Here is a 22917-nt window from a genome sequence, read left to right on the forward strand (position 1 = left end):
ACGGCCATCAAAGCGGGCATTGCAGATCTGACAGGTTACACAGAAGGCACGGTGATTACACTGCTGACGGACGATAATGGCCTCACAGGCCTGAAATCTGCTGCCGTAGGCACTCTCACGGACAGCGGCTTTGCCCAGACGGGCTATTACCTCACCAAGAGCAAGGACGGGAACTCCATCATCCTGACCATTGGCACAAAGCCCACCGATTATGTGTCCATCGTGACCAATGGCCTCACGTCGGCCTATCCGGACTACGACACGGAGTATCTCGCCAATACGAAGGGCAACACGGTCACGATTACGGGCAGTACTTTTGCAACGAATCTCTACGGCGCTTACGCCAGTGGGGTCGAGACCTCAGATAATACGGTCGCTGTCTCTGCGGGCACGGTGGACGCGTCCGTCTACGGCGCCTTTGGCGGCAGCAGCGGTACGAATAACACGGTTACCGTCGGTGCAGCAGGTACGGACGGACCGACCATTACAGGAAATGTTTTTGCCTATGACGGCACGGGCATTACCAGCGGCAACACGGTCACTGTGAATAGCGGCTCTGTGGGCGGCGCAGTCTACGGCGGCCAGGCCGCAACGGTAACGAAGAGCACCATCGCTGTAAACGGCGGCTCTATTACCAGCGGCATCTACGGCGGTTACAGCACCAGCAGTGGGTCGGTAGATGAAAACGTCATCAACCTGAACGCCGGTACCGTAAGCGGGAACTCAAGCCCTTCAGTATTTGATACAATCCAACGGTGGCTCGGATTTTGAACACCCCCGTGTGCATAGGGTTCTCCAGTCCAAATTGCTCCTATCCATTGAAAAAAGGCATAAAAAAATCAGGGCAGCCGCCGTTTGATTGGCGAACTCCCCTGTGTTTTTATGCTCTTATTTCTGTCCCGTCCTTAAAGGTCACCCGGATGTCATCCTTGCTGTACACCGTGATGAAGTCCACCAGGCTGCCCCAAAGTCGGGTGTCGAATTCTGTAATGAGCTCCTGGTTCTGAAGTTCCCCGATGAAGCTATCCAACTGTCGGCTTCGGGCCTCGCGGTACCGGATGTCTGCACAGGCTTTGTCGTACTGCTTCTTTGCAGCATCATACCGGCTGACCATTGCATTGTACTCTCGGTTGTAGTCATCCTGGTTCTGTGCGACTCTGGCATTCTCGGCGATGAGCTGCTGCATCTTATCGGCCAGCAGGTTCAAATCTGTACTGAGGCCGTCCCTCTCCTTTTCCAGGGCCTCTGTGTTGGTCAGCTTTTCCTTCAGCAAGGTGATGCTGTCCAGAATCTCCTCTTTCTTTTCAATTAACTGATTGACTGCTTTCACAAAGATGGCCTTGATCTCTTCTTCCGTCAGATGCGGTGTGGTACAGTGATTCTCGAACTTCTCATTGCAGCGGTAGATGGTCCGGCGATACCTGTCTGTGGAGTGCCAGACCTTGGCTCCGAACCAGCTGCCGCACTGGCCGCACTTGAGTTTGCTGGAGAAAATAGATACCCCGCTGTAGCGTCTCTTCCCTTCCCTGCGCCGTTTGAGTTCTTCCTGGACCCAGTCGAAAACCTGGGGACTGATGATGGCTTCATGGTTGTGTTCCACATAGTACTGGGGCACTTCCCCTTCATTCACCTTTGATTCTTTGGTCAGGAAGTTGACGGTGAACCGTTTCTGCAGCAGGGCATCACCCTTGTATTTCTCATTGGTCAGGATCCGTTCCACAGATTGTGGATGCCATTTCTTCTTTCCGGCCGGTGTATCCAGACCCCGGGCAGTCAGTTCTTTGGCAATGGAATGGCAGGTCAGGCCTTCCAGGAACAGTTGGTAGATCAGCTTTACGGTTTTGGCCTGTTCCCGGTTCACGACCAGGTTTCCATCTTTTCCTTTGTCGTACCCGAGGAAATGGCTGTAGGCTACACTCACCTTTCCATCGGCGAACCGCTTTCTGTGGCCCCAGGTGACGTTTTCTGAGATGCTCCGGCTTTCTTCCTGGGCTAGGGAACTCATGATGGTGATGAGGAGTTCCCCTTTGGCATCCAGGGTCCAGATGTTTTCTTTCTCGAAGTAGATCTCGATGCCCTTGTCCTTCAGTTTCCGTACGGTGGTCAGGCTGTCCACCGTGTTTCTGGCAAACCGGCTGACCGACTTTGTGATGATCAGGTCGATTTTCCCGTCCAGGGCATCTTTGACCATCCGTTTAAACCCATCCCGGTGACGGGTGTTGGTGGCAGAGATGCCTTCGTCCGTGTACATACCTACGAAGTCCCAATCATCCCGTCCTTTGATATAATTGGTGTAATAGTCCACCTGGGCTTCATAGCTGGTGATCTGATCATCATGATCCGTGGAAACCCGGGCATACCCTGCTACTTTCCGTTTCTTCTGGCTGTTGATGGGTGCCGCTGTAAACCGATTGATGGTAGCCGGGATTGCTCTTACTGTTTTTGCCATCGATTATCCTCTCTTTTCCATTCTTTCTTCAATTCCATGATTTTTGCTTTAGCCTCCGGATCCTTGCGCTTTATGACTTGTATGATTTCACTCATATAGGCTCGATACGCTTTGCTGTGACGGTATCCTCGTTTTCTTTCTTTGTATTGCCTGGTTTCAGTATGGCCATCTTTGAAATGAAAAGTTACCTCTCCATTCAGGATGACCGCCTTTTCCAGAAGTTCGTCCATTTTTCCTTCATCAAATGTATCCATACCCAGCACGGAAGCTGTCAGTTTCTTCATGGTACTGTCTTTGACGGCCTCATTGCCACATGTACCAATACAACGCCAGTACCGTTCCTTTTCCCCATCCACATAGGTGGTTTGCTGGCTCCTGTAATTTTCTCCACAGTTCCCGCATTTGATGAAGCCTGTGAACTCATTGAATGTTTTTCGGTTGGGATTCGTGCTTTTTAGCTTATGTCTTTCTGCCCATTCCTTCCTGCGTTCACTTGTCCAGTAATCCTTCCGTGCAGTAGAAACCCACTGCCGAGTAATCTTCGTTCCATCTTTCATGTGAAATACCATAACATGATGTTCCGGAACTACAATTTTATCTACCTGATTCAGGAATACATTTTCATCGAATTCGGAAAGTCCCAAGGCTTCTGTGCATTCCTTGACTAGGACTTTCTGTGGGATAGCTCCCTTAGAACGGCAGGTTCTTCCTCTCTCTTTATGGGAAATACAGGTCCAGCAATCTTTATTTTTCCGATTACTGCGAATATGCACAAAGCTCTTCCCGCAGATTCCACACCTGATTTTGCTGGTGAAACAGCAGGTATCGATGGACCAGTTTGCCAAAGCCCCCAGTTCCCTCCGTCTTTCCCTTTCTTCCTGTACCTTTTTATAGGTCTCCATGGGGATAATGGCCTCATGTGTATTTTCCACAAAATATTGTGGGAGTTCACCATGATTGATTTTGGTTTTTCCAGTGATGGGGTCTGCAGAATAGGCTTTCTGGAACAATAGATTCCCGGTGTAAGTAATGTTCTCTAATATTCTCCGGACGGCCGAATTCCCGAAATGTTTCCCATTAAAGGATTTGATTCCCATTTCTTCCAGCTGCCTTTCTGTGGTCTCCGCAGACAAACCTTTCAAGAAGTTGTCATAAATGAGTTTTACGACGGATGCTTCTTTGGGCTCAGGGACAAGCTGATCTCCCTGCCAGCGATATCCATAGATTCGAAACCGTCCATTAGGAATCCCTTGTGCAAAACGCTTTCGGGTTCCCCATTTGACATTTGTACTAATGGAACGACTTTCTTCCTGGGCAAAAGATGCCAGGATGGTGAGCATCAGCTCCCCTTCACCGCTCATGGTATGAATATGTTCCTTTTCAAACCAGACCTCGATGCCCAGGTCTTTCAGGTGCCGGACGGTACACAGAAGATCTACGGTGTTCCGGGCAAAACGCTGGATGGATTTTGTCAGAATAAGATCGATTTTCCCTTGTTCGGCATCTTCCAGCATCCGCTGGAATTCCTGCCGTTTCTTTATCCCAGTACCCGAAATCCCATAATCGGCATAGACTCCGGCGTATTCCCATTCGGGGTTCTTCTGGATCAGGCTGCTGTAATAGCTGACCTGGGCCGAAAGGGAATGGTGCATCCGCTCCGATTCCACGGACACCCGGGCATAAGCAGCCACCTTTTTCCGCTGTCTTAGATTGGGTATGCTTTGTTCGATTTTACGGATAGTCCGCATAGCATCAACTCCTTCCGACACCATATATCACTCTGTTTGATACAATTAGCAAGTAAATAAGTCCCCTGAAAACGGCTGCCAGCGGCGGATCATCTCCTTTTCAAAGTCCCGGTACTCCTTCTCGGTGATGAGCTTCTGGGCCAGCATCTTTCGGGCCACATGCAAGGTCACCTGGAAGGCGGCTTCGTTTTGAAAGGTCTTCTTATCCATGGCGCACACCTCTGAACCGGTAGGCAATGTAGCAGGCATGGGAGCAAAACTTCCGGCGGCGGTTCCCGTAGATGGTAAACTCTTTCCCGCAGGCCGGGCAAGTGAAGGTGTAGACCGCTTTCCGCTTCACCAGATCCAGGTGGCTGTTCCACCACTTGTTCCGGCAGGCATCGCAGCAGAACCGTTTCCGCTTCCGGCCAGGGATCTGTTCGATAGGTCTGCCGCACTGCTCACAAACGAACTCTGACTTCGGTTTAGCCAGACTGTGCCGCCGGCAGAACGATTTCACGGTGTTGATGGAAAGGCCCAATTGGCAGGCTATGCTGCCATACCCCGCCCCCTCCCGGCGCAGGGCAATAATCTGTTGTTTCTGTTTGTCCTTCATGATGGACACCTCCTGAAAATTTGGTTCTCAGGAGTAACAGGACAAAAAGGGTATCGTTGAGTACTTTTGGACGCAAAAAAAAGATGCCCGTGATGAGCATCCGCTGTTGCAAGCCTATTCAGTTATTTTCCGCAGTATTCACAGACTGTATACACGCATTTCTGCAAGTCTTTCTTGATGTCACTCTCCCAGAACCGCAGAACGAACCAGCCCATATCAGTCAGTTCGTCATTGACTTCCTTGTCCCGCTCAACATTCCGCTTCAGTTTCTTTTGCCAGTAGTCTTTATTAGAACCAATCTGTTCTCCCGGATGTTCCTGATGTCCTTTGGCATGCCAGAAATCACCATCAACAAAAACAGCGATGCGATACCGGGTGATGGCAATATCCGGAGAACCTGGAAGCATCTTGTAGTTTTTCCGGTAGCGCAATCCACAGTGCCAGAGCGCCTTGCGAAGAAGGATTTCCGGCTTAGTGTTTTGGCTCGGATATGGCTCATGCTTTTATGACGCTGCTCTTTAGTCAGGATATCCATACTGAATCATCTCAATTCCAGACTTTCAATATCCATTTGTCTGTTAGCCAGGTAATTACTATATACCTTGGCAGCAGGTACCTGCCGGACTTGAATATCCTCAAGATGCAAATCTTTCAGCATCTTCAGTTCCACGTGTCCCTTATTAATTATCTCATCCTCTTCTGTAGGCAATATAAAACAGTTTCGTATGCCAGTTATGCCATGCCTATCGGCAAAGTCCTGGTAGGCTAGCTGATACAAATATTGTTTTGTAATCGATTCGATGCCAGGTTGTCCCCTTAATGATTTCTCTTTTTCCATTTGCAGGTTATAGTATTTGGCATCTAAGATAATCATCATTGTTTCATTGTCATTATGAATAAATGTGATTAAATCAGGAACAAGCGTATCTTTTGCATTTTTAACATATTCATTATCTTTTGCTACCCATACAGGTTTTTCAATGACATCGATCAGCTTCTTATTGGGTTTATATCGAAATTGATCCAAAGGTTGTGGCAAAGGAATCGTTTCCAATTGTGATTGCAGCTGATTATTGAACACCTGGCCGCACATCTTTTCCCAGACCATATTAAATGCAGTTGTACCAAATATGCTGACACCCATCCCCGCATCTTCTATTTTCTGACTTTCTGAGATAAACGCATACATCGTTTTTAACAATGTCTGCTTTCTGGTATTAAACTGTACGTCCAGTTCCTGGGAAATGCGATGAAGAATGAATTCCCTGTCTCCTAGATCATCTATGGTATCTTCGCTTAAAATCAAAGGATCTAATTCAAATAAATCAATAAGCTGCGCTTTCGAAAGCCGGGAGGAACATTCTGTAAGAATTACCCGATGAAGCCTTCTAAAAAAATCATCATCATCGTATGTTACTTTCCGAGTATAGATTTTTGTATAAAAAGGACGGTTTCCTGAAATAATAGGAAATGTTTCATCAATGGTCTTTTGCCATTGAATATCGCCTTCTCCATTTATCTCAAGCACCATTTCTGAATTCGTATATAACCCATATTCATAATAGTCATGAAAGAGAAACAGTATGACCGATAGCAAGTTAAAACTTCGATTATCTCCCTCGCCATTAAACAAACTGACAATTTGCTCCGTTGAATTATTATATTTTTCTAGAACCTTCAGTACTTGGCGCATTGCAGGAATTATATCTGTCGTGCGGAGCAAATACTTGGGGTAGATTTTTAAAATGCGATTGCCAAAGACAAGAACTCCTACAAAGGTAAAAACATACAAATAGGTATCATTATCAGCAGTTTCGTCAGCTACTTCAACATCTGCTTCGCTTAAGTCAGACATTTCCTTTTGCTCAGGATTATTCCTTACTGTCTTTAAGACATTATACGCTTTTAACGCTTTTATGAACTTTTCCACAGAAGTTTCGTCAAGGAAAAACAAACTTGCCAATTCGTTTTTACTGTATCGTCGCTGCTCCCGCAGGAATTGAGATATAATTTCCATAGCTGTCAGTCTTTCTGCTGATCATAATAAGCACTCTTAAAATCATCACCGAAAATCGCCATGCCATGCTTATCAAATTCATCGCAAATAGAAGAGTACATTTTACAAATATCTGATTTGAACAGTCTGCTCCTATATTGACGTGCAGCGTCTTCAAAAAGATACATAATGACCTTGCTTTTAAATGCTTTACGAAATGCATCTTCATCGATAATATGTTTATCTTCATCTGCTTTTATCGCTTTTTGAGAAAGGAAGAATGGGCCAAGTAACTTGTCCTCATTTACCCTGCATGTATCTAAAAGTTTGGCATTAATTGCTTTTCTTAAACGATTCCAATTGATATTGGTTTCCGGCTTATTCTTAACTAGATTTACTGTGCATTTTGCTTTTTCCTGTTTAGCATCTATGCCGATATATTCGAAAGTCCATCGACGTTTGAATGCCGTATCCATCGGATAAACGCCCTGATCAGCACTATTCATTGTAGCCCAAAGAAACATATTATTGGGTAATTTCAAAATAGGATAATCTGATGAATATCCACCTAATTCTGCTGCTAGATATTTCTTGATATCTTCGCTTGCCTGAATTGCATACTGACTAGTTTCATCTTCTTTTCGGTCAAGTAGCTGAAAAACATCACCAAAAACGCTCGCTACTCGTGCGCGATTGATTTCTTCTATAATTAAAAGATAAGGCAGTGGATAATCTGTCCGACTGTTTTTCAGGGCATTTACATATATTCTCATAAAAGGTCCTGGAATAAATTGGTAAGAGATTTCTCCATTTTCATCAGTAGTTGGCTTATAAGCGCCAACAAACTGCGAATAGGTATAATCAGGATGGAAGGTAACACGTTCGAATTCTCCACCATTTTCTAAAAGTTTATTTTTATCTGTATCAAGTTGCCAGCTTTTGCCAGTACCTGGAGCGCCAAAGATGATACGGTTGCGAGGATAAGACGATTTAAGTTCCGTCGAAAATACGGAATCGTCAGAAACATGATACGAATCACTTGTGGAGTCTTCACATATTTTAGAAGTCAAAACCTCTTCATTATGAAAATCGATTTTTTTAGCGGATAACTGTAAAAAAGTATCTACTCTTTTCTGGTATGAACTCAATGCATCATTATAACCATCAGCAACATCCTGAAGTCCTGCCTGGCGCCTTTGGGAGAAAATGTACTGGGCATCTGCGGACGGATTTTGCTGGCAGCTTTCGTAATCCAGGGGATTTATCTGGTACTGAACCGGGTCATCTTCAACCGCTTTCCGGAAGGACAGAAAAAAGTGCTCCAGTACTGCACCATAGCTTCCAATGGCGGGTTCCTGGGGAATCCGGTGGCGGAAGGGGTATATGGCCCGCTGGGTCTCCTGTATGCCTCCATATTCCTGATTCCCATGCGGCTCATCATGTGGTCGGTGGGAACGTCCTATTTCATGGAACAGAAGGTGGACAAAAAGGAAACCCTGAAGAAAGTCCTGACCCATCCCTGCCTTGTGGTTATTTATCTGGGAATGAGCTGTATGGTCTGTCATCTGCAGCTGCCCCGGTTCCTGGTTATGACCATCGGGTACATCGGCAGCTGCAATTCGGCTCTGACCATGTTCCTGGTGGGAACGATTCTGGCAGATGTGCCTGCTTCTACCCTGGTAAACCGAAAAAGCGTGCTGTACAGTGTGTTCCGTCTGGGACTGCTTCCACTGATGGCTTTGGGTGTGTGCCATGTTTTGGGCGGAATGGACCCGGTGGGCATGGGGGTATCCGTAGTCATGACAGGGATGCCGGCTCCGGCAACAGCGGCCATATTTGCAGCCCGTTATGACAGTGATGCGCCCTTTGCCACTCAGCTGGTCATTCTCTCCACCCTGCTTTCCATGGTGACCATACCATGCTGGTGCTATGCCATAGGATAAAAGCAGATTCCGTTACACCCCTTTCTCTTCACAGAACCCATTGATGGCTTCCAGGAAGGCGTCTCCGTATTTTTCGTCCTTGTTCTGGCCCACGCCCATGACCTGGAGAAATTGTTCATGGGTCCGGGGCAGCTGCCGGCACATGTCCCGGAGAGTCCGGTCTCCGAATACCACAAATGGTGGCACCATAGCCTGTTCCGCCAGCTGTTTCCGGAGGGCCCGGAGCCGGGTGAACAGTTGGGCCCCCATTTCCTGGGTGAACCCTTCCGGCAGGTCCAGCTCCGGCTGGACCTTCTTCTTTTTCCGGGGGCCGGAACCCCCATCCTGGGTCCCGGCTTCTTTCCGCAGCAGCACCCGGATGGAATCGTCCTGGAGTTCCCAGATCTTTTTGGAGATCTTCAGCACCGGGTACTTGTCCCGGGTGATCAGCAGGTAGCCCTGGTCCAGCAGGTTCTGGATCATTTCCTTGATTTCCTTCAGGGAATGCTGGTGGAGGGCTCCGAACATCCGCAGCCGGGAAAGTCCGGTTTCTTCCACCCGGGTGGACCGGCTGCCGGCCAGGGCGTTGGCAATCAGGGTGATGCCGTAGGGCCGCCGGGCCTCATGGATGCATTTTACGATGCTCTTGGTCTCTTCCGTCATGTCCACATCTTCATAGTCTCCGTTACAGGTGGAACAGTGATTGCACCGGGCCGGAGCATCTTCCCCAAAGTAGTGGAGGAGGGTTTGGCGGAGGCAGCTGGTGGTCCGGCAGTAATGCTCCATGGCATAGAGCTTCCGGAGATTGGCTTCTTCCACTTCTTCCAGCACTTCATTCTGCTCCTTGTGTTCCAGGAGGAATTTCTGGATCACCACATCCTGGGGAGAGAACAGCAGGATGCATTCCGAGGGCTCTCCGTCCCGGCCAGCCCGGCCCGCTTCCTGGTAGTAGTTTTCCAGACAGGAGGGCATGTTGTAGTGGAGTACGAAGCGCACGTTGGACTTGTCGATGCCCATGCCGAAGGCGTTGGTGGCGATGATCACCGGGGCCCTGTCGTACTGGAAATCCTCCTGGGCCTTCTGGCGCTCCTCCTGGCTCATCCCTGCATGGTACCGGGCAGCCGGGATCCCTTCCAGCCGGAGCCGGTCGCACAGTTCATCCACGTTCTTCCGGGTGGAACAGTAGATGATGCCGCTGTCTTCCGGATGATCCTTCAGATACCGGAGCACCCAGGCGTCCTTGTCCCGGGGATGTTCTACCCCGAAATACAGATTGCTCCGGTCGAAGCCGGTGACCAGGATCTGGGGATCCCGCAGTTCCAGGCTCTGGAGGATGTCATCCCGGACCTGCTCCGTGGCCGTGGCGGTAAAGGCTCCCACCACCGGTCTTGCCGGCAGGAATTCCAGGAAATCCAGGATCCGGGTGTAGCTGGGCCGGAAATCCTGTCCCCACTGGGAAATACAGTGAGCTTCGTCCACTGCCACCATGGAAATGGCAGCCTCTTTGGCGAAATCCCGGAACAGTTCCGTCTCCAGCCGTTCCGGGGCCACGTAGATCAGCTTGTAGGCACCGGCCCGGGCCTGGTCCAGGGTGGCGTAGAATTCCCGTCCGGACAGGGAACTGTTGATGTAAGCGGCCTGGATCCCGGCGGTTTCCAGAGCCTGGACCTGGTCCTGCATCAGGGAGATCAGGGGAGAAATTACCAGGGTGATCCCGGGGAGCAGCAGGGCGGGGATCTGGTAGCACAGGGATTTGCCGGCGCCGGTGGGCATGATGCCCAGCACGTCCCGGCCCTGGAGCAGGGCATCAATCAGGGATTCCTGACCGGGGCGGAAGGAAGTGTATCCAAAATACTTTTTCAGTGCAGATAGTTTGTCCATGCTGGGAAAAGGCCTCCTTCAGAAAAAATCAAACGGCTGTTTGTTTCAATCATAACGAAAACTCCAGAAAAAAGCAAGGACACCTCATGGACGATTAATTGTATACAAAATACAAAAAAATAAACAGTTATTTCTGAATCGTGCTATAATACAAATCGTAAAGGGTTCACTAGATACTATTTTTAGGAGGCGTTACAAATGAGTTTGTTTGAAATGGCAAAGATTCCTATGGAAAAGGCTAGTAAGCTGATCAATCTGGATCCCAACGCTGAGGCAGTCATCTCCCAGCCTGAACGGACCCTGGAAGTCAGCATCCCTGTAAAGATGGATGATGGCCACGTGGAAGTATTCACCGGCTACCGTTCTCAGAACAGCACCGTGCTTGGGCCTGCCAAAGGCGGCGTACGTTACCATCAGAACGTATCCATGGATGAAGTAAAGACCCTGGGCTTCTGGATGACCACCAAATGCGCCATCGCTGGTCTGCCTTACGGCGGCGGCAAAGGCGGCATCATTGTGGATCCCCGGAAAGTATCCAAGACTGAACTGGAAAAGATCACCCGTGGGTACATCGACAAGATTGCTCCGGTAATCGGCGAAAAGAAAGATATCCCGGCTCCTGACGTGAACACCAACGCCCAGATCATGGCCTGGATGTGCGATGAATTCTCCAAGATCAACTGCCAGTTCGCTCCTGGTTTCATCACCGGGAAAGCCATCTGCATGGGCGGTTCTCAGGGCCGTACCTCTGCAACGGGCCGTGGTGTAATCACCGCTACTCTGGAACTGCTGAAGAGAGAAGGAGTTAAACCGGAAGACGCTACTCTGGCTATCCAGGGCTTCGGTAACGTAGGTTCCTGGACCGCTAAATGCGCAGCCGACAAAGGCCTGAAGATCGTAGCTCTGAGCGATATCAGCGGCGGGATCTATGATGCCAACGGCTTCGATCCGTACAAAGTGGAAGAATATGCCAAGAACAACGGCGGCTTGATTAAAGGGTATCCTGGCGCTACCCCGATCAGCAACGAAGAAGTGCTGGAACAGGATGTAACCGTACTGATCCCGGCTGCTCTGGAACTGCAGATCACTGCCAAGAATGCTGACAAGATCAAAGCAAAAATGATCGTGGAAGCAGCCAACGGGCCGACCGATGCAGAAGCAGACGTCATCCTGGAAAAGAGAGGCATCCCTGTAGTGCCTGACGTGCTGGCCAACGGCGGCGGCGTAACCGTATCCTACTTCGAATGGGTACAGAACCTGTACAGATACTTCTGGACGGAAGAAGAAGTCGTCGACAGACAGGAACAGATGATGGTGAAGGCATTCGGCAACGTATATGACGCAGCCAAGAAATACAACACCACCATGCGTGTAGGCGCCTACATCGTAGCTCTGAACGCTCTGGTAGAACCTCTGAAACTGAGAGGCATTATCTAATAGAACCCTACAAACGGAGCTTGTGCCCAACGGGCACACAGCAAAACACCCCGGACAGTGGCTGTCCGGGGTGTTTTGCTGTATTTCTGCAGACGGGCGGCTCTGGCGACATTTTGCCAGAGGCAAAAGTCTTGAACCGCCCCTACGGATTCGGCTTATCCATTTCAAAAATTTGCCTGTAAATTTTTCGTTGACTGTAGGCTGGTGACTGCTGACTAGTGACTGGAAGGGGGTATTCACACCTCCCTCGGATACACCGTCAAAAAATGGTTCTGGGCGTCTTTCAGGGCGGCAATCACCGCCTTCTGGGACAGGGCCAGGAACCGGCTGCGGAGTTCTTCCACCATCCAGTCCATGTCCTTCAGCAGGTTTTTCCCGATCAGGATGTCCTGGAGAAAGGCGATGGTGTCCGCCATGATCATGTTGGCGCTGCAGTGGAGGATCAGGCCGGTGTCCCGCTGGATCACCAGGCTCAGGGTGAAGGTGCCGTACAGGGTATTGATCACATCTTCCCGGGATACTTTGGCCACCCCGGTGACAAAAATGGAATCAGAAGGATAGTGTTTGTCCATAGAGGAAAGCTCCTTTGCAATGAATTGATTTTAGGGTATCACAAAAAGCCGGCAGGGGTCAATGACAGGACGAAAAATTCACAAAATTCTGTTGCACTGCTGACGGGAATATGCTATATTAAACGTGTTATGAAAGTATAAGACAACTGGATAAATCCTTATGGATCTGGGAACAGTTTCCCCTGTTTCTGACCGTCTGTAAGGCCTGGATCGGCAGTCCTTCCCCATGGGACTGTCTGTTCAGGCCTTTTTTTGTTTGAGTTCAGGAGGTAAAGTATCATGATGCAGGCAAAGCAACCCATTGGCGTAATCGATTCCGGCGTAGGCGGGCTCACCGTCCTGAAATGGCTCCAGGCCAAGCTGCCCCACGAAGATTTCATCTTCATCGGGGATACGGCCCGGACCCCTTATGGCAACCGGCCCCGGGAAGAAATCACCCGTTTTGTAGGAGAGATGACCGACTGGCTGGACAAACGGCACATCAAACAGCTGGTGGTGGCCTGCAATACCATTACGGTGCTGGGGCTGGACGTGATCAAGGGGAACCATTCCTTTGACGTGATCGGCATGGCCAAAGGCGCCCGGATGGTCCCGGGAGTGACGAAGAACAACCGGGTGGGCTTTTTTGCCACGGATTTCACCGTATCCACCGGGGCCCACAAACGGGAAATCCAGCGGATCAGCCCGGAAATTCAGGTATTCGGACAGGGGTGTCCCAAGTTCGTGCCGCTGATCGAAGGAGAGAAATTCGGCACGCCGGAACTGAAGGCGGCCATCCACGAATATGCGGACAAGCTCCGGGAACATCATGTGGATACGGTACTTCTGTCCTGCACCCATTATCCCTTTGTCCGGAAGGAAATCGAAGAGGAATTCGGTCCGGAAGTGACCATCCTGGATCCGGCGGAACGGACCGCCCAGGATGCTCTGGAAAACCTGGAAAAACGGGGGCTGGCACGGACGGATGGCCTGGGCCGGGCGGAAGTGTGCTTTACCGCCGACCTGGAACGGGGACGGCGGCTGGCGGCCCGGATGCTGGATCTGAGCAAGTGCAGCTTCCATCTGATCGATTTGAAAAAAGATCCGGAACAACCGGAAAAAGAAGGAAAAACGGCGTGAAAGAGGGGGTGCTGCACGTTGCGTGCAACACCCCCTCTTTAAATCACCGCTGCAGTACGATTTCAATGAAGATGGGCAGGGACATGGCAAAAACCGCCCATCTGCTTTTGTATTCCTTCATGACAATCAGGATCCTCCATACAGTGTAACTATTGATTCAGGTATTTTTTATGCTAGCACAGGGACAGAGTCATGACAAGAAAAAAGAAAATAGTCGGGGAATGTGGAATTTTTAGAAATGTTCGTATATAATAAAAAGAAATGAAATAATCATTATCAGGCGGGGAGTGAAAAATTATGGAAAACAAAGAACGGCGGGATACCATCCTGGCCATGCTCCGAAAAGCCGACAAACCGGTGACCGGAACGGACATGGCCAGGGTATGCCAGGTAAGCCGTCAGATCATCGTAGGAGACATTGCCCTGCTGCGGGCCAGCGGAACCCCCATCATTTCCACCCCTCGAGGCTATCAGCTCCAGGAGTTCCGGAAACAAGGGGTGCAGGAATCCTTCCTGTGCCGCCATGGGGCGGACCAGGTGGAGGCGGAACTGAACGCCATTGTGGATAACGGGGGAGTTGTCCACAATGTGGTTGTGGAACATGAGGTATACGGCTTCATGGAAGGGGAGCTGAACCTCCGGTCCCGGAGAGACGTGCAGCTGTACATCCAGCGGATGAAGGAGACAAAGGCACCGCTGCTGTCCACCATGTCCAACGGAATCCACACCCATCTGGTGGAAACCAACACCGAAGAAGAAATGGAAGCCATCCGCAAAGCCCTGGAGAAACTGGGGGTGCTGGTGGAATAAGCAAAAAGGCTGCTGCCCGTGTGAAACCCGCACACGGGCAGCAGCCTTTTTGTCAGCGGTCAATGGTCAAAGGGGCTGTTGCTCAGGCAACGGCCCCTTTTGCATCCAGCACCATCCCTACCAGGATGATGGCGAAGCCGGCAAGGACCATGGGACCCGGGTACTGGTGGAGGAACAGGGCCACCCACAAAGGTCCCAGGATCATTTCCCACAGGGCCAGCACCGAAGCTTTCCGGGCGGGGATTTTCTGGACTCCCAGGTTGAAGAATCCGTAGCCCCCGGCCACCTGGACCACCCCCAGGATCAGCATCAGCCCCCATTCCTGGCCGTTCATGGCCGGCAGGGCAGCCCGGGCGGTGGGGAACAGGAGAAAGACCGCCAGGGCGGTGAACAGGTTCCCGATAGCGGTAATCCCCAGAGCATTGGTCCGGGTGGCTTTCTTGGAGGCCAGGCTCATGCCTGCAAAGAAAATCCCTTCCGTGAGGGCAATCAGGTTCCCCAGAGGATGGGAATCCCCGCTGCCTCCGGAGAGCATGAAGCACAGGACCCCGGCCATGATCACCGCTACCGGCAGGAAGGCCCGGCGGCTGAAATACCGGGTCTGGAACCAGTACAGCAGGAACAGCCAGATGGTGGCGGTGTACTGCATGCCGATGGCAATGGCGGCGGAAGTCAGGGACAGGGAAACAATCACGCTGAGACACAGGGCACAGTAGGCCAGGACATAAGCCAAGAGGTACCGGTTCCAGGCGATTTCCCGGGGCCGCACAAAAGGCAGCAGCACCAGCCCGGCGATCAGGGACCGGAGTCCGCAGATCAGGAAGGGGTCCAGGGTCAGATACTTCACCAGAGGGGAATTCAGGCTCCAGCAGACAGCTCCCAGAAGGACCAGGGCGCTGCCGGACAGGGCAGGGAGACGGGGCATGGGGATACCCTCCTTTCCAATGAGGAAAAATTCGTACTTGACGTTTAATCACGATTAAAATATAATCATGATTAGAAATCAGCTATATTATAAAAGCGGCCTGAAAAATTGTCAACCATCTTCCCGGAACGGGAATCAGGATCAGCAGTCAGGAGGTGCCCTGCCCCATATGGAAAACCAAAATCAGGAAACCCAAAAACAACAGCGAAAGGAACTGACTCTCCGGCAGAAGCGGAACATGATGTATTTTGTGGAAGCTACGGAGAAAATCCTCAAGGAAGAGGGAATCCCCGGAGTGACCATCCGGTGGATCGCCGCCGAGGCCGGGTACAACAGTGCCACCCTCTACAACTATTTCCAGGACCTGGACGAACTGATCCTGTTCGGATCGGTGTGCTTCCTCCGGGATTACCTGCTGAGCCTGGCCAGGCACCTGGAACCGGAGATGACTGCCCTGGAACGGTACCGGACCATCTACCGGTGCTTCAATGAAAGAGCCTTCCGGTTCCCGGAGATCTTCTACAACATGTTCTTTGGCCGGTACAGCGCCAAACTGGGCCATGTGATCCAGGTCTATTATCTGGACCTGTTCCCGGAAGAACTCCAGGGACTGCCGGCGGATGTCCGGGAAATGGTGGTCCGGGGCACCCTGGTGGAACGGGATCAGGTAATGATGAAGAGCCTGGTGGAAGAAGGGTATGTGGCCGGAAACCGGGCTTCGGAAACCCTGGAAATCATCGTGGCTCTCCATGGCAGCTACATCCACCGGGCCTGCCTTTTGGGCAGCAGCCTGGACCGGCCCCTTCTGGAAAAGCAGTTCCTGCACATTTTCGACTATGTCCTGGCAGCAGCCAGACCCGGGGAATCCACCCGGGGCAACCGTAATCATACAGTCTAAAAAAGGAGTGGTACAAAATGGCGGAAGAAAAGAAAAAAGGCTTCAAGCTCCATGCTCTGAACCCCATGGTCCTTCTGGGCATCATCATGTTCCTGGCTTTCCTGGCCTCTTACATCGTCCCGGCCGGGGAATACAGCCGGGTGATGAACCCCGTCCTCAACAAGGAAGTGGTGGATCCCGCCACCTTCCATTACATCCAGCAACAGCCGGTGAGCCCCTTCTATCTGTTCCAGTCCCTGACCCTGGGACTCCAGAACGCAGCGGAAATCATTTCTTTCCTGTTCATCATCGGGGGCATGTTTGCCATTATGGACGCTACCGGAGCCATTAACGCCGGACTGTCCAATGTGGTGGAAAAAATGAAGGGCCGGGAACTGATGATGATCCCGGTGTGCATGGTGCTTTTCAGCCTGCTGTCCGCCTTTGCCGGCTGTTTTGAAGAATTCCTGGCCTTCACCCCTCTGGTGATCGGGGTTTCCGTGGCCATGGGGTTCGATTCCCTCACCGCCATTGCCATTGTGTTCTGTGCGGCGCCGGTGGGGTATGCGGGAGCCATGACCAACCCCTTTACCATCGGGGTGGCCCAGGGCATTTGCGGTCTGCCCATGTTTTCCGGTATGGGACTCCGGGCTGTGCTGTTTGTGGTGATGAACATCGTAACCATTCCCTATGTGATGTGGTATGCCAACAAAGTCCGGAAGAATCCGGAACTGAGTACGGTCCGGGAAGAAGACCTGCTATACAACAGCCATCTGAAACTCCAGGAAACTCCAGTGATCACCCTCCGGCACAAACTGGTGCTGGTGCTGTTTGTGGCCACCATCGGTGCCGTGGTCCTGGGCGTACTGAAATTTGACTTCTACATCAACGAAATGGCCGGGCTGTTCCTGGTGTGCGGGATCCTGGCCGGGATCATCGGGGGCCTGTCCTCCGGGGAAATCGCCGATGCTTTCCTGGCCGGCTGCAGCAACATGCTGTTCGCCAACCTGGTCATCGGCATGTGCAACGCGGCGGTGCTGATCATGCAGAACGCCCATATTATGGATACGGTGATCCACTACATGGCCAGCCTGCTGAACGGGCTGCCGCCCACCCTCAGTGCCTGCGGCATGTTCATCGTCCAGGATCTGTTCAACGTGCTGGTGCCTTCCGGCAGCGGCAAGGCGGCCATTACCATGCCTCTGTTTGCCCCGCTGGCGGATCTCATCGGGGTCACCCGGCAGACGGCTGTGCTGGCCTTCCAGATGGGGGATGCCTTTACCAACGTGTTTGCTCCCACCAGTGGGGAAGTGGTGGCCGCCTGTGCCATGGCCCACATCTCCTTCGGGAAATGGTTCCGCTGGCTGGCGCCTCTCTTTGCCATCTGGTGCGTGGTGGCCATGGTGTTCATGGTGATCGCCGTCCAGATCCACTATGGTCCGTTCTGACAAGGAGGCAGTATGATGGAAAAAGAAAATTTCGGCAGCCTGGAAGAACTGCTCCGGCATCCGGTGTTCCGGCACTTTGCCCGAATCTGCCAGATCCCTCACCCTTCCTTTAAGGAAAAGGCCCTCAGCGATGCCCTGTTCCAGTGGGCCCGGGAAAAAGGCTATGCTGTCCGTCAGGATGAATGGAACAATGTGCTGCTGCGGAAGCTGGCTTCTCCCGGGTATGAAAACCGGCCGGGGGTCATGCTCCAGGCCCATCTGGACATGGTCTGCCAGAAGGCAAAGGGGGTGGAACACGACTTCCTGCAGGATCCCATCCATCTGGAACTGGAGGGGGATATCCTGTCCACCGGAGGGCGGACCACCCTGGGGGCCGATGACGGCATCGGGGTGGCGCTGGCTCTGGCCCTTTTGGAAGACGGGTCCTTTGCCCATCCGGAACTGGAAGTGCTGCTGACCACCGCCGAGGAAGAAGACCTTAGCGGGGCCCAGAATGTGGACGCCAGTGATTTCCGGTCCCATTACCTGGTGAACATCGACAATGCGGTGGAACGCCATTCGGTAACCGGCAGCTGCGGAGGCTTCGGGGTGAACTTCCACCTGCCGGTGACCTGGGAAGCGGTGCCGGAAGGGGCCCGGTTCTTCCATCTGAAGGTGGAAGGGCTCCAGGGAGGCCATTCAGGGGAAGACATCCACCGGGGCCGGGGAAACGCCAATATTTTCCTGATCCGGATGCTCCTGTCCGCCCGGAAAGAAATGCCCCTCCGGCTGTCTTCCCTTCATGGAGGCACCTTCCGACTGGCCATTCCCCGGGATGGGGAAGCGGTGGTGCTGGTGCCCCGGGGCAAGGAAGAAGCCTTCCTCCAGGCGGTGAACGCTGCAGCGGAAGAACTGCGCCGGGAATACAAGGCCGTGGCTGCCAATCTGAAGATTTCCGTGGAAGAGACCCAGGGACCGGACAACGGACTGGTGGTGTCCCGGGAAGTGACGGACAAGTTCATCCAGGTGCTGGTGCTGTCTCCCAACGGAATCTCGGAAATGAATGCCGCCGTGCCCGGGGTGGTCCAAAGCTCCGACAACCTGGGAGAAATCCGTCTGGAACGGGAACAGAACCGGCTGGTGGTGGTCTACGAGATCCGCACCTCCTTCCGGTCCAAGGCGGAATACATCTGGGATAAAATCCATCTCCTGGCCCAGATGGTGGGGGGGACCTGCGAGAAATTCGCCGCCTATCCCGGCTGGCCCCATGATCCGGATTCCCGGCTGACGCCCCTGGTCCAGCAGGTGTATGAGGAAACCTTTGGAGAAAAAATGGACGCCACTCCCATCCATTCCGGCCTAGAGTGCGGATGCCTGATCGAGAAGAAACCGGACCTGGACGCCATCTCCCTGGGCCCCGACTGCTGGGACCTCCATTCTCCCCAGGAAAGGCTCAGCGTAAAGAGCACCATCAGGATGTATGAGTTTTTGAAGAAGCTTCTGGAACAAATTGCATAAAAAATGGGTGCTGCCCGTGTGTTTTTTCACACGGGCAGCACCCATTTTTGTCAGTGGTCAATGGTCAGCGGCTGCTTTTTCCACGGCTGCCGGCAGGGTCACGTCTTTGCCCTGCTGGTAGTCGAACTGGAAGGCGAAGACCAGGGTGGAGCTTCCCAGCAGGCTGGTGAACATCTGCTGCTGCTCCGGGGTGATCTTTTTGGCCTTGGCGGCGGCATCCAGGATATAACCGCCGGTGGTCTGGAGCACCGGGGTCATGTCCATGCCCAGCCGTTTCACCCGCCAGGTTTTTTTATCCAGCACCACTGTGTAGGGCACGTCCTTTACCTGGGCCACCAGGGACTGGATCTGTTCTGCATCCTTCTGCTTTTTGAATTCCGGATCCTGGGCCAGCTTATTGGCCAGCTTCTGGCCGTCCAGGGTGAATTCCAGGGTCTTTTCCCGGCTGGTTTCCTTGGTTACCTTGGCGGAAGACAGGTACTCCAGCAGTTCCTTTTCGGCTTTTTTGCTGTCCGGATTGGGCAGGAGAGGCAGGGTGTAGGGACGGACACTTTTGGCCCAGCCTTTGCCGCTGTTGATGTACTGGGTCAGCTGGCCTTTTTCCGCAAAGAAATAGGCGTCAATGGGCTGGCTGGCGGTCTGCTGGCCGGTGAGCAGGGTCAGCTCCCCGGTGCCGTGGAGATCTCCGCTGAGCTTTTCTATCCGGGTATTCTTTTTGTCGGTTTCTTCCACTCCGTTCCCGGTAAGGGACAGGTTCCCCACTCCGATGGGGCTGAACAGGGTGCCCTTCATTTCGTACTGGATGTATTTTTCCTTGGCCATGACGCTCTGGACACGGACCATGTCTTTTACCACAGCCTTGTCTACGGGAGAAGCAGCCTGGGCCAGGGAGCCGGCGGAAAGCACCAGCAGCAGGGACAGGCCTGCTGCACGGATTTTCGATAACAATGCCATAAAAAAAGCCTCCTTTTCAGATCAACGTCTGTTTGTTCCTTATTCTATCTTCTTAGGATGTCACATTCAAGGAGGAAAGTCAAAGGAAAAAGTTTTGAACTTTTCGGGAAGAACCGGTGCGAAGGCCGGGGGATATGGTATCATGACAGCAGATAACTGGAAAAGGAGAGGATACCATGAACAACGAAGTACTGGAAGCCATGCAGCTCCGCAGGAGCATCCGCAGTTTCAAACCGGACCCGGTGCCGGAAACCGATCTTCAGGAAATCATCAAGGCAGGGCTCTATGCCCCCAGCGGCAGAGGCAGCCAGGATACCATCATCCTGGCCATTACCAACCCGGCCATGGTGAAGCGGCTGAGCCGGCTGAACTGTGAAATCGGCGGCTGGGCTCCGGATTTCGATCCTTTTTACGGGGCACCGGCTGTGCTCATCGTACTGGCGGACAAGACGAAGCCCACGGAAGTGTATGACGGGTCCCTGGTCATGGGGAATCTGATGCTGGCCGCCCATTCTCTGGGCCTGGGCAGCTGCTGGATCCATCGGGCCAAGGAAGAATTCGAACGGCCGGAAGGCAAAGCCCTGCTGAAAACCCTGGGTATCACCGGCGAATGGGAAGGCATCGGCCACTGCGCAGTGGGCTATGTAAAGGGAGATATCCCTATCGCCCCCCTGCGGAAGGAACATCGGGTGTATTGGATGAAATAAGGAGCATATTGCAGAGGCAATATGCTCCGGTCGCGGGTCGCGACAAAAGGGGTGCTGCGTCAGCAGCACCCCTTTTAAAATACTTCCGATTCCGCAGTCCTCTGGTAATTCTTCTCCAGCATGGCTTTGTGGGAGAGAAAGCGGGGATCGTCGAAATATTTGGCTCCTTTGGGACAGTATTTGATGCAGGCCTGGCATTTGATGCAGATGCCGGGGACTTCATCGGTGTTTTCCGGATTGATGGACCCCATGGGACACACCTGGGCGCATTTGCCGCAGTGATCGCATTTGGCCAGGTCCGTTTGGGGCTTGGCTTTCAGGAACTTGGCAGGCTGGCCGTCTTCTCCCAGAGGGATGTAGTAGGGGGCCACCGGGGCGTCTCCGTTGATGCTCACTCTTTCCAGAGGCTCTCCGCTCCGGAGTTTTCCTTCCACCCGGTCCAGCAGTTCCTGGAATTTTTCTTTGTCCTGAACTGTGGGATGATCCCGGCCGATAGCGGCAAAGGCGTGGGGAGCGGCAAAGGCACCGGCAGCGAACACCCGGAAATCCTTCTTTTCCAGTTCATCCCGAAGTTCCGTCAGAGAGCTGTCGTAACTCCGGTTGCCGAAGGTCACCAGGGCCACAGCCGGGGTCTTGTTTTCCGGATCTCCGGAAAACAGCTGCTGGACAAAGGGCAGGGCTTTGTTGGGAATCCGGCCGGCATAGGTGGGCATCCCGAAGATCACCAGGGTGGCGGGACCGAAGGTATGGAGAGTCTGCTGATCCTGGGGCAGGGTGAAGGAATGATGGGACAGGGTGACCCCTTCTGCCTGGAAACGGCGGGCCAGCTGTTCCCCGAATTCCCGGACCAGGGCTTCCGTCTGACCGGTGGGACTGAAAGAAATGGCGGCAATATGGGTAATCAAGAACAAGACCTCCCTAAAGAACTGAATTTTCAGCCAATGGATTTTCTTTTTATCATACCCTATTTTCAGGAGAAAAGCCAGTGCCAGGGCCTTCCTTTCAAAAAATTTGCTACCGGTCCCGGAAATGGCCTACGTTGAGGATAGTAATTTTTCTTGTAAAATGATAGTACTGTTGAAACAGCATGCCGTAAAAATGACTCGTAGCCAGTACCATCTTTCTCCAGTATTTGAACATCCCCAGTGTTTGTATTAATTGAAATACGCCCATAGGAATTATGGTTTTCTCCAATGGTGGTGTATTTATAAATTGCAATGCTGTTTGTCATTTTTTCCAATAAAAGTTCTATCATTTTTCTATCCTCCCTCCTAATATTTGCTAATCACCTTGAGTTTACCCCAAATATTTTTCAAACGCAACTGCTTGCAGCTCTCCTGATAGTAAGGATTGTAACCGGCTTCACGCCCCTCTCAGTCCAGCCAGCACAGCATCCGTAAACCCATCCATCAGATCATCCAGATCGGCGGCATTGTTGATGTCCCCGTAGTTATTGAACGTGGTGTTCATTTCCCGGCTGTCCGTGGATTCGCTGGAATTTGTGAGGCCTTCGGCAATGCTGTCAAACACCGCCCGGTTGAGAGGCAGGGCCACTTCATCCCCGGCATCCCCCAGGACCCCGACCAGAGGTCTGGTGAAATATCCGCCTTTGGCATAATGGGGTGTCTTGCTTCCTGCACCGGCGGTTCCTGCTGCACTGTTAGTGGCGGCTGCCGCCATCCCGATGCCCACTGCTGCAGAAGTCCCTCCGGCCAAAAGGCCCGTGGCCACAGGTCCCGCAGACGGGTCGATGACCAGTTTCAGCCAGGCCGCAGGAGCCAGAGCCCCGGCGGCTGCCGTTCCCTGGGCTGCCGTCTTGGCGGCACTGGCCGCATTGAGCTTATCTCCGAAGAGGGCCGTCACCAGCATCCCGGACAGCATCTGGGAGAAATAGCTGGCGATTGTTTTCAGCATAGCCTTCCCCAGATTGGTGTGCTCCCCGTCAAGTAGACAGTTCCTAATAATATAAACCTCTACGCC

General features: G+C 52.3%; 23 protein-coding genes. 9 read left to right on the forward strand and 14 right to left on the reverse strand.

All coding sequences use genetic code 11. The features are described 5' to 3' along the window. On the forward strand, positions 1-771 hold a 771-nt coding region (locus tag DW089_RS11380), incomplete at its 5' end, for a hypothetical protein (RefSeq protein ID WP_199614821.1). Positions 772-880: 109 nt separating this feature from the next. Here the strand turns inward: DW089_RS11380 and DW089_RS09715 are convergent. The 7 genes from DW089_RS09715 to DW089_RS09740 form a co-directional block, all read right to left on the reverse strand. Further along, entirely contained in the window at positions 881-2449 is a 1569-nt protein-coding gene (locus DW089_RS09715) for a recombinase family protein (RefSeq protein WP_118287200.1), read from the reverse strand. After that, positions 2434-4197, reverse strand: coding sequence for a recombinase family protein (locus DW089_RS09720; RefSeq protein ID WP_118287201.1), 1764 nt, complete (start codon positions 4195-4197; stop codon positions 2434-2436). Before DW089_RS09720 ends, DW089_RS09715 begins: the two co-directional genes overlap by 16 nt. Positions 4198-4242: 45 nt before the next feature. Continuing rightward, positions 4243-4407: an SHOCT domain-containing protein gene (locus DW089_RS11515; RefSeq protein ID WP_199614822.1), complete on the reverse strand. Its 165-nt coding sequence runs from the start codon at positions 4405-4407 to the stop codon at positions 4243-4245. After that, complete coding sequence (locus DW089_RS09725) at positions 4400-4792, reverse strand: RNA polymerase subunit sigma-70 (RefSeq protein WP_118287202.1); 393 nt, start codon at positions 4790-4792, stop codon at positions 4400-4402. Before DW089_RS09725 ends, DW089_RS11515 begins: the two co-directional genes overlap by 8 nt. A gap of 122 nt (positions 4793-4914) precedes the next feature. Beyond that, positions 4915-5223: a very short patch repair endonuclease gene (locus tag DW089_RS09730; RefSeq protein ID WP_231086511.1), complete on the reverse strand. Its 309-nt coding sequence runs from the start codon at positions 5221-5223 to the stop codon at positions 4915-4917. A 110-nt stretch (positions 5224-5333) separates the two neighbouring features. Beyond that, positions 5334-6809, reverse strand: a complete 1476-nt coding sequence (locus DW089_RS09735) for an LlaJI family restriction endonuclease (RefSeq protein ID WP_118287203.1) — start codon at positions 6807-6809, stop codon at positions 5334-5336. 5 nt (positions 6810-6814) lie between these two features. Next, on the reverse strand, positions 6815-7936 hold the full coding sequence (locus DW089_RS09740; RefSeq protein WP_199614830.1) for an AAA family ATPase: 1122 nt from the start codon (positions 7934-7936) through the stop codon (positions 6815-6817). 48 nt (positions 7937-7984) lie between these two features. Between DW089_RS09740 and DW089_RS09745 the strand changes: the two genes are divergently transcribed. Then, complete coding sequence (locus tag DW089_RS09745) at positions 7985-8731, forward strand: AEC family transporter (protein ID WP_233547593.1); 747 nt, start codon at positions 7985-7987, stop codon at positions 8729-8731. 12 nt (positions 8732-8743) lie between these two features. Here DW089_RS09745 and recQ read toward each other — a convergent pair whose 3' ends face one another. Beyond that, on the reverse strand, positions 8744-10591 hold the full coding sequence (recQ, locus tag DW089_RS09750) for a DNA helicase RecQ (protein WP_118287205.1): 1848 nt from the start codon (positions 10589-10591) through the stop codon (positions 8744-8746). 198 nt (positions 10592-10789) lie between these two features. On the opposite strand from recQ, the gene DW089_RS09755 reads away from it, so the two are divergent. After that, positions 10790-12028 (forward strand): Glu/Leu/Phe/Val dehydrogenase, encoded by a 1239-nt coding sequence (locus DW089_RS09755; protein WP_118287206.1) that lies wholly within the window; start codon positions 10790-10792, stop codon positions 12026-12028. Between the two features lie 236 nt (positions 12029-12264). On the opposite strand, the gene DW089_RS09760 is transcribed toward DW089_RS09755, so the two are convergent. Next, a complete protein-coding gene (locus tag DW089_RS09760) occupies positions 12265-12600 on the reverse strand; it encodes a DUF3870 domain-containing protein (protein ID WP_118287207.1) in 336 nt (111 codons plus the stop codon). Between the two features lie 282 nt (positions 12601-12882). On the opposite strand from DW089_RS09760, the gene murI reads away from it, so the two are divergent. Continuing rightward, positions 12883-13719: a glutamate racemase gene (gene murI / locus DW089_RS09765; protein WP_118287216.1), complete on the forward strand. Its 837-nt coding sequence runs from the start codon at positions 12883-12885 to the stop codon at positions 13717-13719. A gap of 297 nt (positions 13720-14016) precedes the next feature. Then, the gene (locus DW089_RS09770) at positions 14017-14529 is read left to right on the forward strand and encodes a transcription repressor NadR (protein WP_118287208.1); all 513 of its coding nucleotides are present in this window, start codon (positions 14017-14019) and stop codon (positions 14527-14529) included. Positions 14530-14611: 82 nt separating this feature from the next. Here DW089_RS09770 and DW089_RS09775 read toward each other — a convergent pair whose 3' ends face one another. After that, the gene (locus tag DW089_RS09775) at positions 14612-15454 is read right to left on the reverse strand and encodes a DMT family transporter (protein ID WP_118287209.1); all 843 of its coding nucleotides are present in this window, start codon (positions 15452-15454) and stop codon (positions 14612-14614) included. A gap of 169 nt (positions 15455-15623) precedes the next feature. Between DW089_RS09775 and DW089_RS09780 the strand changes: the two genes are divergently transcribed. The 3 genes from DW089_RS09780 to DW089_RS09790 are packed head-to-tail and all read left to right on the forward strand — an operon-like array spanning position 15624 to position 19276. Beyond that, a complete protein-coding gene (locus DW089_RS09780; protein ID WP_118287210.1) occupies positions 15624-16352 on the forward strand; it encodes a TetR/AcrR family transcriptional regulator in 729 nt (242 codons plus the stop codon). 17 nt (positions 16353-16369) lie between these two features. After that, positions 16370-17779, forward strand: a complete 1410-nt coding sequence (locus DW089_RS09785) for a YfcC family protein (RefSeq protein ID WP_022487466.1) — start codon at positions 16370-16372, stop codon at positions 17777-17779. Between the two features lie 15 nt (positions 17780-17794). Then, positions 17795-19276, forward strand: coding sequence for an aminoacyl-histidine dipeptidase (locus DW089_RS09790; RefSeq protein WP_158572364.1), 1482 nt, complete (start codon positions 17795-17797; stop codon positions 19274-19276). A 57-nt stretch (positions 19277-19333) separates the two neighbouring features. On the opposite strand, the gene DW089_RS09795 is transcribed toward DW089_RS09790, so the two are convergent. Next, positions 19334-20230: a hypothetical protein gene (locus tag DW089_RS09795; RefSeq protein WP_118287212.1), complete on the reverse strand. Its 897-nt coding sequence runs from the start codon at positions 20228-20230 to the stop codon at positions 19334-19336. Positions 20231-20406: 176 nt separating this feature from the next. On the opposite strand from DW089_RS09795, the gene DW089_RS09800 reads away from it, so the two are divergent. Then, positions 20407-20937 carry a nitroreductase gene (locus tag DW089_RS09800; RefSeq protein ID WP_022487459.1) on the forward strand — a complete coding sequence of 177 codons (531 nt, stop codon included), beginning with the start codon at positions 20407-20409 and terminating at the stop codon, positions 20935-20937. 74 nt (positions 20938-21011) lie between these two features. On the opposite strand, the gene DW089_RS09805 is transcribed toward DW089_RS09800, so the two are convergent. From DW089_RS09805 to DW089_RS09810, 3 genes are all read right to left on the reverse strand, one after another. Beyond that, complete coding sequence (locus tag DW089_RS09805; RefSeq protein WP_118287213.1) at positions 21012-21842, reverse strand: 4Fe-4S binding protein; 831 nt, start codon at positions 21840-21842, stop codon at positions 21012-21014. A gap of 65 nt (positions 21843-21907) precedes the next feature. Continuing rightward, positions 21908-22192: a hypothetical protein gene (locus DW089_RS11295; RefSeq protein WP_147351165.1), complete on the reverse strand. Its 285-nt coding sequence runs from the start codon at positions 22190-22192 to the stop codon at positions 21908-21910. A 107-nt stretch (positions 22193-22299) separates the two neighbouring features. Next, positions 22300-22851 (reverse strand): hypothetical protein, encoded by a 552-nt coding sequence (locus DW089_RS09810; RefSeq protein WP_118287214.1) that lies wholly within the window; start codon positions 22849-22851, stop codon positions 22300-22302. Between the last annotated feature and the right edge of the window lie 66 nt (positions 22852-22917).

The sequence above is a fragment of the Acidaminococcus sp. AM05-11 genome (assembly GCF_003472805.1).
Lineage (GTDB): Bacteria > Bacillota > Negativicutes > Acidaminococcales > Acidaminococcaceae > Acidaminococcus > Acidaminococcus hominis.

Bases quoted from the DNA above. Each gene is read 5' to 3' on its own strand.
- DW089_RS09780 (WP_118287210.1), top strand. From the start codon at position 15,624: ATGGAAAACCAAAATCAGGAAACCCAAAAACAACAGCGAAAGGAACTG.
- DW089_RS09760 (WP_118287207.1), bottom strand. From the start codon at position 12,600: ATGGACAAACACTATCCTTCTGATTCCATTTTTGTCACCGGGGTGGCC.
- DW089_RS11515 (WP_199614822.1), bottom strand. From the start codon at position 4,407: ATGGATAAGAAGACCTTTCAAAACGAAGCCGCCTTCCAGGTGACCTTG.
- DW089_RS09775 (WP_118287209.1), bottom strand. From the start codon at position 15,454: ATGCCCCGTCTCCCTGCCCTGTCCGGCAGCGCCCTGGTCCTTCTGGGA.
- DW089_RS09785 (WP_022487466.1), top strand. From the start codon at position 16,370: ATGGCGGAAGAAAAGAAAAAAGGCTTCAAGCTCCATGCTCTGAACCCC.
- DW089_RS09770 (WP_118287208.1), top strand. From the start codon at position 14,017: ATGGAAAACAAAGAACGGCGGGATACCATCCTGGCCATGCTCCGAAAA.
- DW089_RS09735 (WP_118287203.1), bottom strand. From the start codon at position 6,809: ATGGAAATTATATCTCAATTCCTGCGGGAGCAGCGACGATACAGTAAA.
- DW089_RS09715 (WP_118287200.1), bottom strand. From the start codon at position 2,449: ATGGCAAAAACAGTAAGAGCAATCCCGGCTACCATCAATCGGTTTACA.
- DW089_RS09755 (WP_118287206.1), top strand. From the start codon at position 10,790: ATGAGTTTGTTTGAAATGGCAAAGATTCCTATGGAAAAGGCTAGTAAG.
- recQ (WP_118287205.1), bottom strand. From the start codon at position 10,591: ATGGACAAACTATCTGCACTGAAAAAGTATTTTGGATACACTTCCTTC.
- DW089_RS09810 (WP_118287214.1), bottom strand. From the start codon at position 22,851: ATGCTGAAAACAATCGCCAGCTATTTCTCCCAGATGCTGTCCGGGATG.
- DW089_RS09790 (WP_158572364.1), top strand. From the start codon at position 17,795: ATGGAAAAAGAAAATTTCGGCAGCCTGGAAGAACTGCTCCGGCATCCG.
- DW089_RS11295 (WP_147351165.1), bottom strand. From the start codon at position 22,192: ATGATAGAACTTTTATTGGAAAAAATGACAAACAGCATTGCAATTTAT.
- DW089_RS09725 (WP_118287202.1), bottom strand. From the start codon at position 4,792: ATGAAGGACAAACAGAAACAACAGATTATTGCCCTGCGCCGGGAGGGG.
- murI (WP_118287216.1), top strand. From the start codon at position 12,883: ATGCAGGCAAAGCAACCCATTGGCGTAATCGATTCCGGCGTAGGCGGG.
- DW089_RS09800 (WP_022487459.1), top strand. From the start codon at position 20,407: ATGAACAACGAAGTACTGGAAGCCATGCAGCTCCGCAGGAGCATCCGC.
- DW089_RS09720 (WP_118287201.1), bottom strand. From the start codon at position 4,197: ATGCGGACTATCCGTAAAATCGAACAAAGCATACCCAATCTAAGACAG.
- DW089_RS09795 (WP_118287212.1), bottom strand. From the start codon at position 20,230: ATGGCATTGTTATCGAAAATCCGTGCAGCAGGCCTGTCCCTGCTGCTG.